The organism is Salinivibrio sp. MA427, from assembly GCF_001996115.1.
GTDB lineage: Bacteria > Pseudomonadota > Gammaproteobacteria > Enterobacterales > Vibrionaceae > Salinivibrio > Salinivibrio costicola.
Genome location: NZ_MUFH01000031.1, coordinates 1 through 15,352, shown reverse-complemented (window position 1 = coordinate 15,352; position 15,352 = coordinate 1). Strand labels below are relative to the sequence as shown.

13 protein-coding genes are annotated in these 15,352 nt (G+C 50.3%); 7 read left to right on the top strand and 6 right to left on the bottom strand.

What is annotated here, in order from left to right:
- A partial coding sequence (locus tag BZG79_RS04365) for a GTP-binding protein (RefSeq protein ID WP_199877542.1) occupies positions 1-737 on the bottom strand: 737 nt, incomplete at its 3' end.
- Positions 738-1,268: 531 nt separating this feature from the next.
- Between BZG79_RS04365 and glnA the strand changes: the two genes are divergently transcribed.
- From glnA to add, 6 genes are all read left to right on the top strand, one after another.
- Positions 1,269-2,678 carry a glutamate--ammonia ligase gene (gene glnA / locus BZG79_RS04360; protein ID WP_077461674.1) on the top strand — a complete coding sequence of 470 codons (1,410 nt, stop codon included), beginning with the start codon at positions 1,269-1,271 and terminating at the stop codon, positions 2,676-2,678.
- A gap of 186 nt (positions 2,679-2,864) precedes the next feature.
- Complete coding sequence (locus BZG79_RS04355; RefSeq protein ID WP_199877541.1) at positions 2,865-3,416, top strand: DUF4124 domain-containing protein; 552 nt, start codon at positions 2,865-2,867, stop codon at positions 3,414-3,416.
- A 109-nt stretch (positions 3,417-3,525) separates the two neighbouring features.
- The gene (gene glnL / locus BZG79_RS04350; protein WP_077773807.1) at positions 3,526-4,590 is read left to right on the top strand and encodes a nitrogen regulation protein NR(II); all 1,065 of its coding nucleotides are present in this window, start codon (positions 3,526-3,528) and stop codon (positions 4,588-4,590) included.
- Complete coding sequence (gene glnG / locus BZG79_RS04345; RefSeq protein ID WP_077669731.1) at positions 4,583-5,992, top strand: nitrogen regulation protein NR(I); 1,410 nt, start codon at positions 4,583-4,585, stop codon at positions 5,990-5,992. The genes glnL and glnG overlap by 8 nt, the downstream gene beginning before the upstream one ends.
- A gap of 135 nt (positions 5,993-6,127) precedes the next feature.
- Positions 6,128-8,674 carry an EAL domain-containing protein gene (locus BZG79_RS04340; protein ID WP_199877539.1) on the top strand — a complete coding sequence of 849 codons (2,547 nt, stop codon included), beginning with the start codon at positions 6,128-6,130 and terminating at the stop codon, positions 8,672-8,674.
- A gap of 85 nt (positions 8,675-8,759) precedes the next feature.
- Entirely contained in the window at positions 8,760-9,761 is a 1,002-nt protein-coding gene (gene add, locus BZG79_RS04335) for an adenosine deaminase (protein ID WP_077773805.1), read from the top strand.
- Between the two features lie 49 nt (positions 9,762-9,810).
- On the opposite strand, the gene hemN is transcribed toward add, so the two are convergent.
- The 5 genes from hemN to BZG79_RS04310 all read right to left on the bottom strand — a co-directional run bounded on the left by hemN (position 9,811) and on the right by BZG79_RS04310 (position 14,161).
- Complete coding sequence (gene hemN, locus BZG79_RS04330) at positions 9,811-11,184, bottom strand: oxygen-independent coproporphyrinogen III oxidase (protein WP_077577230.1); 1,374 nt, start codon at positions 11,182-11,184, stop codon at positions 9,811-9,813.
- A 199-nt stretch (positions 11,185-11,383) separates the two neighbouring features.
- The gene (locus BZG79_RS04325; protein ID WP_077461681.1) at positions 11,384-11,878 is read right to left on the bottom strand and encodes a DUF2489 domain-containing protein; all 495 of its coding nucleotides are present in this window, start codon (positions 11,876-11,878) and stop codon (positions 11,384-11,386) included.
- Positions 11,879-11,891: 13 nt separating this feature from the next.
- A complete protein-coding gene (gene yihI, locus BZG79_RS04320; RefSeq protein WP_077461682.1) occupies positions 11,892-12,380 on the bottom strand; it encodes a Der GTPase-activating protein YihI in 489 nt (162 codons plus the stop codon).
- Positions 12,377-13,021 carry a class I SAM-dependent methyltransferase gene (locus tag BZG79_RS04315; RefSeq protein WP_021022589.1) on the bottom strand — a complete coding sequence of 215 codons (645 nt, stop codon included), beginning with the start codon at positions 13,019-13,021 and terminating at the stop codon, positions 12,377-12,379. The genes yihI and BZG79_RS04315 overlap by 4 nt, the downstream gene beginning before the upstream one ends.
- A 522-nt stretch (positions 13,022-13,543) precedes the next feature.
- On the bottom strand, positions 13,544-14,161 hold the full coding sequence (locus tag BZG79_RS04310; RefSeq protein WP_077461683.1) for a c-type cytochrome: 618 nt from the start codon (positions 14,159-14,161) through the stop codon (positions 13,544-13,546).
- A 149-nt stretch (positions 14,162-14,310) separates the two neighbouring features.
- On the opposite strand from BZG79_RS04310, the gene yihA reads away from it, so the two are divergent.
- The gene (gene yihA, locus BZG79_RS04305) at positions 14,311-14,955 is read left to right on the top strand and encodes a ribosome biogenesis GTP-binding protein YihA/YsxC (protein ID WP_077647241.1); all 645 of its coding nucleotides are present in this window, start codon (positions 14,311-14,313) and stop codon (positions 14,953-14,955) included.
- The last annotated feature ends 397 nt before the right edge of the window (positions 14,956-15,352 follow it).

Genomic DNA, 15,352 nt, shown 5'->3' with positions numbered 1-15,352 from the left:
GCACTGATGATGGTCACTTGCTGGTTCGGTTTCACCGAGCCACGTGTAATACGGCCAACGCCGATAACACCGACATAGGCGTTATAATCAAGCTGAGACACTTGCATTTGCAATGGTGTAGTAATGTCGACGTCAGGCGCATCAACGTTATCCACGATCGCGTTGAACAACGGCTCCATATCGTCGCCTTCGGTCGCTTCATCTAGGCTCGCCCAACCGTTTAGCGCTGATGCGTAAACCACTTGGAAGTCTAGCTGTTCGTCCGTAGCACCCAAGGTGTCAAACAGATCGAAAACTTGATCCATCACCCAGTCAGGGCGTGCACCCGGACGGTCAATTTTGTTGATAACCAAAATCGGCTTCAGACCGTGAGCAAAGGCTTTTTRGGTCACAAAGCGGGTTTGTGGCATCGGACCATCAACGGCATCAACCACCAATAAGACCGAATCAACCATCGACATGATACGCTCGACTTCACCACCGAAATCGGCGTGCCCTGGGGTATCAACGATGTTAATTCGATAATCATTCCAGTTAATGGCGGTGTTTTTCGCCAAAATGGTGATGCCACGCTCTTTCTCAATATCATTTGAGTCCATGACACGCTCTTCCACCTCACCGCGGGAAGCTAGCGTACCGGATTGCTGAAGCAGCTTATCCACTAGCGTGGTTTTACCGTGGTCAACGTGGGCAATAATGGCGATATTTCTTAATTTATCTGTTTGTATTTTGGTCATGGACTCTCTTTTTCACTCGTTAGACGCGGCGCGTGTCGAACCTGACACGCTGAGACAGCGTATACTAGCACGACGGGGCCACCATCTGATTAAAAAAACGGCCGTAATGTACCAGATTTTGTCGCAAAACCCACCTTATTCTGTGAATCAGCTCACCATCAAAGTGGCTTGACTGCTGTCTAGTTGGTCATTTGTTAAGCAAATACAAGGATTCACCGGTCTTCGAGCAAACATGAATTTTTAAAGACGGCCCACACTCTCAATACCGATTGTCTGCTAAAAAGAAGAGGGGGATGGGGTTGCACCCATGTCGTGCACAAACATCTGCACCACCTTCGCCCCTCGCACTATGATTGAGCATGTGCGCACAATAATGGTGCAACCCGCTCTCGTTTGACGAGCACTGAGCGGCATTTTTACCCGCCGAGCCTGCTATGGCGTGGTTTTAAATTGTTGGCACAGTTTTCGCTTTGTCATGCAGCAAGGAGCCAACTCGCTATTTACCTAATTTGACACCGGAGGTTATTTCACATGTCAGTAGAAAATGTGCTCGCACTTATCCAAGAAAACGAGGTGAAATTCATCGACCTGCGCTTTACCGATACCAAAGGTAAAGAGCAGCATGTTTCCATCCCCTCTCATCAAGTGGACGATGACTTCTTTGAAGAAGGCAAAATGTTTGACGGTTCATCCGTGGCGGGCTGGAAAGGGATCAACGAATCAGACATGGTCATGATGCCAGATGCAAGTTCGGCCGTGCTTGACCCCTTTACCGAAGAAAGCACCTTGAATATTCGCTGTGATATTCTAGAGCCGTCTACCATGCAAGGGTATGATCGTGACCCACGTTCCATTGCTAAACGCGCTGAAGATTTCATGCGCTCAACGGGGATCGCAGATACCGTTCTAATTGGGCCTGAACCCGAGTTTTTCCTCTTTGATGACGTGAAATTCGCCACCGATATGGCCGGCTCTTTTTACAAAATCGATGACGTCGAAGCGAGCTGGAACTCAGGCACCGCACTGGAAGGCGGTAACAAAGGCCACCGTCCAGGCGTTAAAGGTGGCTATTTCCCTGTTGCACCTGTCGATTCGTCACAAGATATCCGCTCGGCCATGTCATTGGTCATGGAAGAGATGGGCTTAGTGGTTGAAGCGCACCACCATGAAGTGGCAACGGCTGGCCAAAACGAAATCGCGACCCGCTTTAACACCTTGACCACTAAAGCGGACGAAATTCAGATCTATAAATATGTGGTGCACAACGTCGCACACGCCTTTGGTAAAACGGCGACCTTTATGCCGAAACCACTGGTGGGCGATAATGGCTCAGGTATGCACGTTCACCAATCACTGGCCAAAGATGGTCAAAACCTCTTTGCAGGTGATAAATACGGTGGCCTGTCTGAAACAGCACTTTATTACATTGGTGGTGTGATTAAGCACGCGCGGGCCATTAACGCCTTTGCCAACGCGTCAACCAACTCGTATAAGCGCCTGGTTCCTGGGTTTGAAGCGCCGGTCATGCTGGCTTACTCTGCGCGTAACCGCTCTGCGTCAATTCGTATCCCAGTGGTGCCTAGCCCGAAAGCGCGCCGTATTGAGCTCCGTTTTGCCGATCCAACCGCGAACCCTTATTTGTGCTTTGCTTCGATGCTGATGGCCGGCCTTGACGGTATCAAAAACAAGATTCATCCAGGCGATGCCATGGACAAAGACTTGTATGATCTCCCGGCTGAAGAAGCGGCAGAAATTCCGACGGTAGCGGAGTCCCTTAAAGAGGCTCTACAGGCGCTGGATGCTGACCGCGAATTCTTGACCGCAGGTGGCGTGTTCTCAGACGACTTTATCGACTCATACATCAAACTGAAAAGCGAAGATGTTGAGCGTATTCAAATGACAACGCACCCAGTTGAGTTTGAGCTTTACTACTCGGTGTAACGACTCGTCACGCTGAACATTTAAAATGTAGCCCACCTCGCAGGTGGGCTTTTTTATGCTTGGCGACTGTATGTACCCACTTACAATGCTCCGCAGGGGATCACGCAAACCTAGGGGGCTGTGATGCGTGAGTTAGGTGCTCGTTGGCTAGGAGCTCTTTCGCGAGGCGCTCTTTTACTAGGCGCTATGTTACTAGGCGCTATGTTACTGACATTGGCTTTTAGCAGCCATGCCGGCATGCTCTATCAGTGGACCGATGACAACGGCCAGGTGCATTTTAGCGACCAACCTCCGGCGCGCCCGCACCACGTTAGGCCGTATGCATCCCTAACGTCTTCGCCCTCTCTCTACGATGCCTCTTCGTCTTCGACTGAGCAGCCTGCGCCAGCCCTGACACCACCCAAATCGGTGACACTCACCCTTGTATCGCCCAATGATGGCGCAACATTACGCAGTAATCCCGGCGAGCTATCCGTGACAGCCACGGTGTCACCGCTCTCCATCCCCGCCGAGCAAACACGGCTCGTCTTAGACGGCCAGCCCGTTGCGTCTCCCCCAACCAGTAGCTTGAACGCATCACAGCGACAGCTGGATTGGCGGCTGGCGCCCATTGATCGTGGCACCCATCAGATTCAAGTCCAATACCTCGAAAGCGGCAAGGTAATTGCATCCTCATCAATACATCACGTGTATTTACACCGCGCGCACGTTAATCAACGCCATCGACGCCAAGATTAACCGACCACGGCACCTAAACCATCACAAACTCAGTGGTACCGGCTGCATCATGCAAGGATCTCGATTACACTCAATGCACCAAACTAGTGCAAACAAGGACGCGACACGGATGACGCCAGCTCAACTGTTTGATCATCTGCTTACCGCCATCATTGTGGTAGACAGCCAATGGCGTATTGAATACGTTAATGCAGCAGCAGAACAGCTAATGCATCAAAGTGCTAGGCGCTTGCGCCAGCAACCCCTCACACAGCAAATTCAGCATGCCAGTGTTGACTGGGCGCACATAGCCAGCGCCACTCAGGCAGGGCAAAGTTTAACGGATAGTGATGTCACTTGGGTGGTTGATGGACAACCACAAAAAGTACAACTCAGTGCAAGCCCCTTATTTGACGCCGAGGATGAAGGCCGTCTGTTACTTGAAGTCAACGTCGTGAGCCAGCAACAAAGGATCAGCAAGGAGCTGACCCAAAAAGCGCAACAACAAGCAGCAAAAGAACTGGTGCGTGGCTTGGCTCATGAAATAAAAAACCCGCTAGGCGGATTGCGCGGGGCGGCACAGCTACTGGAAAAAATGCTACCCGATGCCAGCCTCGCGGAGTATACCCAAATCATTATCGAGCAAGCGGACCGCTTAAGAAATTTAGTCGACCGCTTGCTTGGACCGCAGCGCCCGGGATTACGCCAACGGCAAAATATTCACGTGGTCTTGGAGAGAGTCCGTCAACTGGTCAGCCTTGATCATCATGACGGGGTGCATATTGTGCGCGACTATGATCCCAGTTTGCCTGATTTTGATATGGATCCAGAGCAGCTTGAGCAGGCGATCCTCAACGTCGTCACCAATGCCGCCGACGCGGTGAGTGGCCAAGAGGATGCACGCCTCACACTGCGCACCCGCACCGGTTTTCAAACCGTGATTCATGGTCAACGCCATCGTGTCGTGGCCCAGATAGAAATCATCGACAATGGCCCAGGTATCGCCCCTCACTTACAAGATACCTTGTTCTATCCGATGGTCACCAGCAAAGCGGATGGTAACGGACTCGGACTGGCCATTACCCACCACTTAATCGATCAACACCAGGGCAAAATTGAAGTGAATAGCTGGCCGGGCCATACCTGCTTCRCTATCCAATTACCCATTATTGAAAAGGATAGACCGCATGAGTAAAGGGACCATTTGGGTCGTGGATGATGACAGCTCGATTCGTTGGGTGATGGAGCGAACACTGAGTGCTGCGGGCCTTACGTGCGATACATTTTGCGATGCTGAAAGTGTAATGAGTGCGTTGCACGAGCGCACCCCCGACGTTTTAGTGTCAGACATTCGCATGCCAGGCAGCGATGGGCTTGCTCTGCTCAATGTGGTGCAAGCACAACATCCAGACTTACCCGTCATTATCATGACCGCCCACTCTGATTTAGATGCCGCGGTTAATGCCTATAAAGAAGGCGCGTTTGAGTACCTGCCAAAACCTTTCGATATTGACGAAGCCTTAGCCTTGGTTGAGCGCGCGTTAGCCCACGTTAAAGAACAGCAAAAGCAGCAAACGGCGACGCAACCACAAGCACAAACGCCAGAAATCATTGGCGAAGCCCCGGCGATGCAAGAAGTGTTTCGCGCCATCGGTCGGTTATCGCGCTCATCCATTTCGGTGTTAATCAACGGTGAGTCCGGCACCGGCAAGGAGTTAGTCGCCCAAGCGCTTCATCGCCATAGTCCGCGTTCAGAGCAAGCCTTTATTGCCCTGAACATGGCAGCAATCCCAAAAGATTTGATCGAGTCAGAGCTGTTTGGGCATGAGAAAGGCGCATTTACCGGAGCCAATGCCGTTCGCCAAGGACGGTTTGAGCAAGCCAATGGCGGCACCTTATTTTTAGATGAAATTGGTGACATGCCGTTGGATGTGCAAACGCGTTTGCTACGCGTGCTCGCCGATGGTCAATTCTATCGCGTGGGTGGCCACGCAGCCGTCGATGTGGATGTCCGTATTATTGCCGCGACCCACCAAGATTTAGAGCGCCTTGTCACCAATGGTACATTCCGAGAGGACTTATTCCATCGCTTAAATGTGATTCGCGTCCACCTTCCATCACTCAAGGACAGGCGCCAGGACATCCCGCAACTGTGCCAACACTTTTTGGCCCGCGCGGCTAAAGAGTTAGATGTCGAGGCCAAACAACTTCACCCGGACACCGAAGCCATGATGAGTCAGCTTCCGTGGCCTGGCAATGTGCGTCAGCTGGAAAACACCTGCCGCTGGCTCACGGTGATGGCCAGCAGTAAAGAAGTACTCCCCGGTGATTTACCGCGCGAATTGGTCAATCAGCCATTGTCTGTGACCGACAGTGAAGCGCAAGACTGGCAGGATGCACTCACTCAATGGGCTCAGGACGCAATCACTCAGGGGCAGCATGGCATTTTGCAACAAGCATTGCCTAACGTGGAGCGAATACTCCTACAATCAGCGTTGCAACATACTCATGGGCATAAGCAAGAAGCCGCGAAAATTTTAGGATGGGGACGTAATACACTGACACGCAAGCTGAAAGAGCTTAATATTGAGCACTAACGCAATATTAAAACTAACACAATTTGAACCTCTGCTAAATTTAAGTAAAGAGATTGAAGTAAAAACCGTTGATCGTGTTAACTTCAATGGTGTTTAGTTGATGAGAAAAGTGATGTTGTTGTTCTGATGAGAAACATGCGCCCATTGTCGATTCGAGCCGCTGTAATGCTCCCCGTGTTTCTCGTGCTCACGTTCACCTTGATTGTGATCATTTTGACCATTAACAACCACTACCGCACCAGCTCTCAGTTTGTCGGTAAGTTACTGCTGGACGATTACTCTCAAGGGATTGAATTAGACTTACGCCAGTATCTTCAGCACCCGTTTAACGCCAACGTATTTGTCGCTGAGCGTCTCGCCGCTCGCCTCCAAGCCGCCCCCATCAACAATAAAGGCTTGCGAGACTATTTACTCAGTAGTCACACGTCGCTTTATCAAGCCATGCCATACATGCAAGTGCTCAGCATTGGCGTTGATGCGAACGGCGATTATTTTGGCTATCGCAAAAATCAAGCAGGCCAGTCGATTTTGATGGAGCGAAGTGATGCCACACAAGGCGCATTACGCATCTTCGACGGTCGAACGTTAAACGCCAATATTGTTTACCAAGACAGCCACTATGATCCTCGTGTTCGCCCCTGGTATATTCCAGCCTTTAACCGCGAACAACCACGCTGGACCGATATATACCTCGATGCTGATGAAATCGGCGAAGTATCACTCTCTGCCATTGCGCCCGTGCAGGTTAGTGGCGAGGTCTGGGGGGTGGTCGCCAGCGATATCAAGCTGAACGCCTTTAATCGCTTTCTCAGTGAGCGCCAGCAAAAACTCGGCGGCGCGCTTTTTATTGTCGATGACGAAGGCAGGATGATCGCCCATAGCGGCAACAGCAGTCCTAGCAACATTTTACACTTCCCTAATATCACCAATAACTCAGTACTCAACGCCACCATCAATGAGATATCGGCTGATTGGCCTCCTGAACCTGAAAAGCTCGGCAAATCGTTTCATTTCGACATCCATGAAAAACAGGGTCACTTCTATGGCACCGTCCAAAAAATCGCCTTACCGCCGCCTTTTCAGCATCAATGGTATGTGGTGGCCGCCCTGCCTGATCAGCTGCTTCTCGAAAGCTTGTTAAGCCAACAAGAAATCAGTATTTATTTAGTGATCGCAATATCGGTAATTGGCTTGGTGATTGTTTATTTAATTATTCGCCAACTCACTCGGCCCTTGCGTGACACCGCAGAGGCGGCGGCAAAGCTCGCCTCAGGCAATCTCACCTATCGAATTAACACCCCTGCCAACCTGCGGGAGATTGCGATATTAAAAGACGCGTTTAATAACATGTCCGGCAAAATGCAAGAGTCATTCAACCGCTTACGTCAGCAAGTCCGCCAAGATAACTTAACCCAGTTGTATACGCGCGAAGGCTTGATCGAACAAGCCGCCGGGCTGCGTTATCGGTCACCGAATACCTTGGCGATTTTAGGGGTCAATGGCTTTCGAGATATTAACGATAGCCTAGGTCAAGACGGCGGTGATGTGCTGCTATGTGCCATCGCACAACGATTAACCGATTTAGCCTATGGATCCAGTATGCTAATCGCACGCGTTCGCGGTGATGAATTTGCAGTCCTGGCGCCTCACACCACTAACCGAACCCAGTCAGAAGCGCTAGTGAGTCAACTACTGAGTCTGTTTAACCGCCCAGTCACTATCGGTAACGACGATGTCCTGGTGGATGCTTGTGCCGGGGTGGTGTTCGGTTATACCTACGGGGATGCCATTCATGAAAGCCTCCAACACGCAGGGTTGGCTCTCAGTGAAGCCAAGCGCAGTGATGCGGCGATGTATGTCTATTTTGAAGCCAGTATGCAAGCTCGGGTGCAAGAACAGTCTCGGCTCCTGCTTGAGCTTCATCATGCCGTTCAGCATCATGAATTCGTCGTGTTCTATCAACCTTTCGTGCGCTTAAGCGATGGCTATTTCTGTGGCGCAGAAGCCTTAGTGCGCTGGGAAAGCCCCAGCCGTGGCATGGTGTCCCCAGCAGAGTTCATTCCGGTCGCCGAACAAAGCGGTTTAATCAACCAAATCGGCATGCAAGTGCTTGAACAAGCCGCTTTTGATACGGTCGCACAAATTGAAGCCGGACGATGGCCTGCCCATTTCCAATTACATGTCAACTTATCAGCACGACAGTTATTATCGGCTGACTTTATCGACAAGTTGGAGCAAGTGCTCACACGCACACAACTTCCGCCCGAGAATTTAACCTTAGAGATCACTGAGTCACAGTTGATGAGCCATGAGCATCTCGCGACCTCTGGGCTCACTAAAATCCGCGCCCTTGGGATTAAAATTGCGATTGACGACTTTGGTACGGGCTATTCTTCATTGGCCTATTTACATCAGATGGCTTTCGACAGCCTAAAAATCGACCGTAGCTTCGTCCATTCGATGACCGAAAACAGCACCAACCAAAGGATCATTGAAGCCGTGGTTGCCATGACCCGTGGCATGGATGTCCACTTGGTCGCTGAAGGCATTGAAACCAAAGAAGAGGCGGCTAGGTTACGTGAAATTGGTTGCCATTATGCGCAAGGGTTCTTGTTCGCCAGGCCCCTACCCTTGGCCGAACAACCAACAGAACGGGTAACGGATAAATTGCCAACGCGATAAGGCTCACGTCCTACGCGCTTCGACAGCTGACGCATGGCGCCATAGTCGCTATACTGAGCGCCAACTCACCGGCTGGGAACCAACGATGATGAGACACGATTTTCCTTTAACGGACCTACACCGTCACCTCGATGGCAACATCCGCATCAATACGATTTTAGAGCTCGGTCAGCAGTTTTCGATGCCGCTGCCGGCACATGACATTGAAAGCCTGCGCCCCCATGTACAGGTGGTTGATACCGCGCCTGATTTGGTTGCATTTCTCTCAAAACTTGATTGGGGTGTGGCAGTACTCGGGGATCTCGACGCGGTACGGCGCGTGGCGTATGAAAACGTCGAGGATGCCCTAAATGCACACATCGACTATGCCGAACTACGATTTTCGCCCTACTACATGGCGATGAAACATCAACTGCCCCTCGAAGGCGTGGTGGAAGCCGTCGTCGATGGCGTGCAGGCCGGTAGCCGTGACTTTGGCGTGAAAACCAACCTGATTGGTATCATGAGCCGTACTTTCGGCACCCAAGCCTGTATGGCCGAGTTGGATGCACTACTGACACAGAAATCGCAACTGGTTGCCATCGATTTAGCCGGTGACGAACTGGGGCAGCCCGGAGACCAATTCACCGAACATTTTGCCAAAGTTCGAGCCAGTGATTTGCAAGTGACGGTTCACGCTGGTGAGGCTGCGGGCGCTGAGAGTATGTGGCAGGCGGTTAACGAGCTAGGCGCGACCCGTATTGGCCATGGCGTGAAAGCGATTGAAGACCCCGCTTTGATGGACTATTTAGCCAAGCACCGTATCGGGATTGAATCCTGCCTAACCTCGAATATTCAGACCAGTACCATTGCTGATCTCGCACAGCATCCGGTGCGCCAATTCCTCGACCACGGTATTCTGGCATCGTTAAATACCGACGATCCAGCCGTGGAAGGCATCGAGCTGCCCTATGAATATGAAGTCGCGGCCCCAGCCGCGGGCTTAACCGCTACGCAAATCAACACACTACAAGAAAATGGCCTAACCATTGCCTTCTTGTCTGACCATGAGAAAGCGGCGCTAATAGCCAAAGCTGCGGCCCGCTAATGGGCTGTGGGTGTTATAAAAAAAACCGCCATTTGGCGGTTTTTTTTGTTTAAATCACCCGTGAGAACTGTTGTTGTCGCGCCCTATCCCGTAAATAAATATCAAAGCTCATACAGATATTACGGATCAGCATCCGACCGGTTTTGGTCACGCTGATGGTCTGGTCGGTGACACGGACCAAATCGTCGTCAATAAAACACTGTAGCAACTTGAGATCGTCAGCAAAGTAACGGTCAAAATCAATCTGATAACGTGCGGCGATCACCGCCTTCTCAAGGGTAAAGTTACACATCAAGGCTTTAATCACATCGCGGCGAATACGATCATCGCGCTCCAACATGACGCCTTTAAATAAGGCATGTCGCTCCGCATCCACTTGGTGATAATACCGCTTCATCTCTTTTTGATTTTGCGCGTAACAATCACCAATCATCGAAATCGCCGACACACCCAATCCTAATAAGTCACAGTCACCCTGGGTGGTGTAGCCTTGAAAATTACGATGCAAGCGTCCCTCACGTTGCGCAACCGCCAGCTCATCATCGGGCAACGCAAAGTGGTCCATACCAATAAATTGGTACCCCGCCGCCGTTAGCGTGTTAATGGTTTCTTGCAGCATGGTGAGCTTGGCGTCGGGTGACGGTAAGGCATTCTCGTCTATTTTCCGCTGGGCGGCGAATAAATTAGGTAAATGGGCATAGTTAAACACCGATAGCCGCCCAGGGCGCATGGTGAGCACTTGCTCTAGCGTGTTGGCAAATCCCTCGGGGGTTTGGCTGGGTAAACCATAAATCAAATCAAGATTGGTGGAGCGAAAGCCAAGCTCTCGCGCACGTGCAACCAATGCGTGAATAAAGTCTTCATCTTGCTCTCGGTTGACCAGCTGCTGCACTTTTTTATCAAAGTCCTGCACGCCAATACTGATGCGATTAAACCCTTCACTGCGCAGATGATCGAGCATATCCAGCGGGATTTCACGTGGGTCCACCTCGATACTGATTTCCGCATCGTCTTCAAACTGGAACTCTTGGCGCAGTAACCCCATTAGACGCGAGATCTGAGCTTTGGTGAGAAAGGTGGGTGTACCGCCTCCCCAGTGCAATTGAGTAACCCGACGGGCGCCCAGTAAGAATGCACGCTGGCGAATTTCATGTTCCAAGGCATCCAGATACTCATCCGCCTTATGTTGATGCCGGGTCACCACTTTGTTGCAGCCGCAGTAATAGCAGAGCTTGTGACAAAATGGGATATGCACATACAACGACAACGGCCGCTCAGGATACTGGCTACATGCCATATCAAATTCCGCAGGCGTAAATGCCTCATGGAATTCAAGCGCGGTGGGGTACGAGGTATAGCGGGGCCCTGAATAATTATACTTATTGATCAAGGCTTGATCCCAAATGATTTGTGGTGATGACATGGCTTACATTCCGCAAAGGCGCTTAGGAAAGGAGAACAAAGTGTAGTGTGCCACAGCCTTAAGTCAGGTGTTTAGCACTACCCGCATTGATATGGTGAAAGTGTCGGCGAGATCGATTTTCGCCTAATAATTATAAGGGTATTGTGCCAAAATAATAAAGGAATGCCGCTGCGAGCAGCCGCATTCCAAGCAGGTACACTTAGTGGGTCAAAATATGATCAGGGATATGCCGGCCACCCGTAAAGGCCAAAATCTCGGCCAACTCGGCTTTTATCGCCTGCTCGAGTCGCGCTTCATGCTTGGCACGATCAAAGTCCAACCGCATCCGTTCGTTCTTTTTAAGGGTTTTCCTGGCATCACCTCGTGGGGTGTCTTTGACCGCCTCGTAAAGTTCAAATAACGCAGGGTAGCGGCTATCAAATTCAACCCGCTTTTCCCCTTGGAGGTGATCCATAATCATATAAAGACGAATCGCCGCCTCGGACAAATCACATTGATCTTTCAAGGCTGCGAACGCAATCACATCAACGCTTTCAATGATTTTATCATTCCGCTTTTTTATCGCCGCCTCTTCCATCTCCGCTTGCAGCGCCGTCTGCCGCTTGAGTCTTGCCAGCAAAGTCCCGGCGTATACCGATAACGCTAAAATAATCAGCGCGCCTAGTCCTGCTAGTATCCAGATCCCGTCCTGCACCTGCTACTCCTCTTTAATCGTTCTGTTGCTCAAATTTGGCAAGCAGATCGCTTTCATCATCCTCCGGTGTATCCTCGTCGCTCAGCAACCCTAGCTTATCCATCAGCACTTCAATACGATCGAGTTTTTCATCGACATAGTTTTGCAGCCCTGCCCCTAGCTTTTCACCGTTTTCGATGCGATCGAGTAAGACATTCAGTTGCGGGTCTTGCTCGAGCTTTTCCAGCTCTTGCGCAGGGGTCAACGTGGATTGTTTCGGTTTCGCAGCTTCAGGCCCCAATGGAATCGGTTTTTTACTGCCAATCCGTGGGTCTTTCTTGCCGCCGCGACGATGCGTTTGCACATCACTTTCTTCAGAATGACGCGATCCTGCTTTTTTTCCTTTCCGTTTTTTCTGCTTTTTCAGCATGCGAGCAATTCGATCTTGCTCGGTCTGGTTTTTATCTACGTATTGCGCCGGGCCTTCCGATCCTGTGCGGCGCGTTTTCTTTTTACGCGTCATAACAATGGTTTCCTCATTAATATTACATCGTTGCCCAAAAAGGTCAGTTCGAAGCCAGCTTGAGCAGCTAGAAATTGAAACGTTTGGCGGCTAAAAAAGCTGACATGAGTCAGGTCATTCTTATAGTGCCAGCGTGAAAATGCCGCTGGATCCTGGACCAGCTTAGTCATGATCCCCAGATACCCACCCGGCTTTAGCATGGATAGCCATTGTGTCCACTGCTCGGCGGGGTGATAAAAGTGCTCAATCGCTTCGGTGCAGGTGATGAAATCGTAACCACGCGCCAACACCTGTGTATCAGGGGCATAGAAGGGATCATAGCAGGCGATGGAATGTCCCGCGTCACGCAGCATGTTTGCAAGCACCGGCCCCGGACCACAACCAAAATCTAGGCCGTTACGTGGCGATTCAGCTAACCGCGCAAGTAACGGGGTGGCCAACCGCGATAAGAAGCGCTGATAACCCGCATCATCAGGATGATTTTGGTGCAAGTCATAAATGGCTTTCTCATCGTGCGGTGCCAGCAGTGCCTGGCGATCAACAAACACCAAATCACAACGCGTACATTGAAAATAGGCGCGGCGCTTATCGGTATGGTAAGGGTGAGTCTGGGTATGCTCACATAAAGGGCAGTGCTGCATGTTATTCGTCTATGCCAAAAGCTGGCGCGAATGTAGCAGAAAGTGGGTTGGCTTACCTGCCTAACGGTCGCATCCTGCGTCCTTGTCGTCATAACATCCACATCACATCCTGTGCGAGACTATCCTTGCATGCCGACCTTGGCGAGTTCACATCCTGTGGCAACACCTTCCTGGTGTGAAAAGCTTTCCTTAGCCGGTTGGCCTATTCTTGGCGTCAACGTCCTGTTGATGATGATAGCGTATCCTAATCACTTAATTTGCCTAGCATGCCAAACAAAAAAATCCTGTTCAAAAAAGAAAGGTGCGTGATAAGCGATTGAATATATAGTGTTTTTTATTTTATCTTTCAATCGATATCGCGATTTTCTCGCCGTAAAATAGCAAATATCTTACACCCGATAACGCAATTGTCGTTATCAGCGAGAACACCATGCAAGCAAATCGCAAAGAAGTGATAGGAAGAGAAAGGAAACAAAAAGCGGCTGCGTTATTCACAACCGCTTTTGCTGTCACGCTCGGTAATTAATGCAGACCACCGAGATAGCTCGACAGCGCATCAATTTCCTCGTCAGTGAGCTTGGCAGCCACCGATCGCATCATGTTGTTCATATCATTATGACGTTCCTCTGCACGGAACATCTTCAACTGACTCGCCAAGTAGTTTGCGGGCTGGCCAGAAATTTTCGGGAAACCAGAAGAGGGAGTGCCATTACCGCGTGGACCGTGACAAGCGACACACGCCGCAATGCCTCGCTCTGCATCGCCCGCCATATAGAGTTGACGGCCAATTTCAACCGCGCCTTCGGGGGTTGTGCCAGGCTTGGGCGTGAGCGTTGCGTAATAAGCAGCCAGGTCAGCCATGTCCTGCTCCGATAAAGGAGCCACCATGCCAGCCATCACCGCGTTGTATCGCCCTTGCTCACCGCCGCTTTGCGCGCCAAGCTTAAATTCCTTCAACTGCTTTTCAATGTAGTTGGCGTGCTGACCCGCCAAGTTTGGGTAATCAGGCAAAACACTGTTACCGTCAGCACCGTGACAGGCGGCACAGGTATTGGATTTGGCTTTGCCCGCTTCAGCATCTCCTTGGGCCCAGACTGAAGTGCTGGCCAGGAGAGTCAATATTAGCGCTAATTTCTTCATGACATTCCGTTTATAATTATCAAGCTTCCAGTACCACTACTTAGTTACCGTCATGGTACAATTACCGATCAAAAACCGAGCACGGTTATTTTACACAAATTCACACAAAAGTAATCAGTCTACTACACCAAGACGAGACGGAGTTAACAGTGGAGCAATCACTTAATTACCGTAACACCCAGTTTGTTACTAGCGCACCAGACATCCGCCATCTTCCTGATAATACAGGAATCGAAATCGCTTTTGCTGGCCGCTCAAACGCCGGTAAATCTAGCTCCCTTAACCGTCTATGTGACCAAAAGAGCCTAGCGAAAACCAGTAAAACCCCCGGTCGGACACAATTGATTAACCTATTTAAGGTGGACGAGGGTTGCCATATTGTCGACCTCCCTGGCTATGGTTATGCCCAAGTCCCTCTAGAAATGAAAGAGAAATGGCAGCGATCGCTGGGAGAATATTTACAAAAACGTGATCAACTTGGCGGATTAGTGGTGTTGATGGACATTCGCCACCCGATGAAAGACTTGGATCAGCAGCTGATTTATTGGGCCGTTGAGTCAAAATTGCCCGTTTTAGTGTTACTGACCAAAGCGGACAAGCTTAAAACCGGTGCACGTAAACAGCAATTGATGAAGATTCGAGAAGCGTCACTGGCATTTTGCGGCGATGTCGAGGTCGAATTGTATTCGTCACTCAAGGGCATTGGCGTGGATAAATTACGTCAAAAACTGGATGCCTGGTATCACACCACGCCGCCATTGCTTAGCGATGAGCAACCACTGCCTAGCGAGTAATCGTCTTTTATCGGTGTAAGGGACGCACAACGTCTTCCCTCACGGATCTGGCGCTAAAAGACGAAAGCTAAAAAAAAAGCCGACCCTCATCGAGGGTCGGCGAATCTTTGTGCGTGCGTGATCTGAATCAGACCCTATAAACACATAAAGAACAAGAAGCTGTGCGTATTATAACCAGGTTTCCCAGTAAAATTAAAGTAATTGCTCTAATTTTTTGGAATACAGGATCAACACAGTTGAAAATAGTTAAAAAGGCAGTGGCAGGGCTGCTCGCGTCGCGGCATATCAACCAATAAAAAAAGCCCCAGTCAGTATCCTGACTGGGGCTGCTGAATCAGCCAAATCCAATAACGTGAAACAAAAGGTCTGAAAGATAGAACATCTTACCTCTGTACCC

Excerpts from the sequence above, each read along its gene's own strand:
- glnA (WP_077461674.1), top strand. The coding sequence starts at position 1,269 with ATGTCAGTAGAAAATGTGCTCGCACTTATCCAAGAAAACGAGGTGAAA.
- BZG79_RS04355 (WP_199877541.1), top strand. The coding sequence starts at position 2,865 with ATGTTACTAGGCGCTATGTTACTGACATTGGCTTTTAGCAGCCATGCC.
- glnG (WP_077669731.1), top strand. The coding sequence starts at position 4,583 with ATGAGTAAAGGGACCATTTGGGTCGTGGATGATGACAGCTCGATTCGT.
- BZG79_RS04340 (WP_199877539.1), top strand. The coding sequence starts at position 6,128 with ATGCGCCCATTGTCGATTCGAGCCGCTGTAATGCTCCCCGTGTTTCTC.
- add (WP_077773805.1), top strand. The coding sequence starts at position 8,760 with ATGATGAGACACGATTTTCCTTTAACGGACCTACACCGTCACCTCGAT.
- hemN (WP_077577230.1), bottom strand. The coding sequence starts at position 11,184 with ATGTCATCACCACAAATCATTTGGGATCAAGCCTTGATCAATAAGTAT.
- yihI (WP_077461682.1), bottom strand. The coding sequence starts at position 12,380 with ATGACGCGTAAAAAGAAAACGCGCCGCACAGGATCGGAAGGCCCGGCG.
- BZG79_RS04315 (WP_021022589.1), bottom strand. The coding sequence starts at position 13,021 with ATGCAGCACTGCCCTTTATGTGAGCATACCCAGACTCACCCTTACCAT.
- BZG79_RS04310 (WP_077461683.1), bottom strand. The coding sequence starts at position 14,161 with ATGAAGAAATTAGCGCTAATATTGACTCTCCTGGCCAGCACTTCAGTC.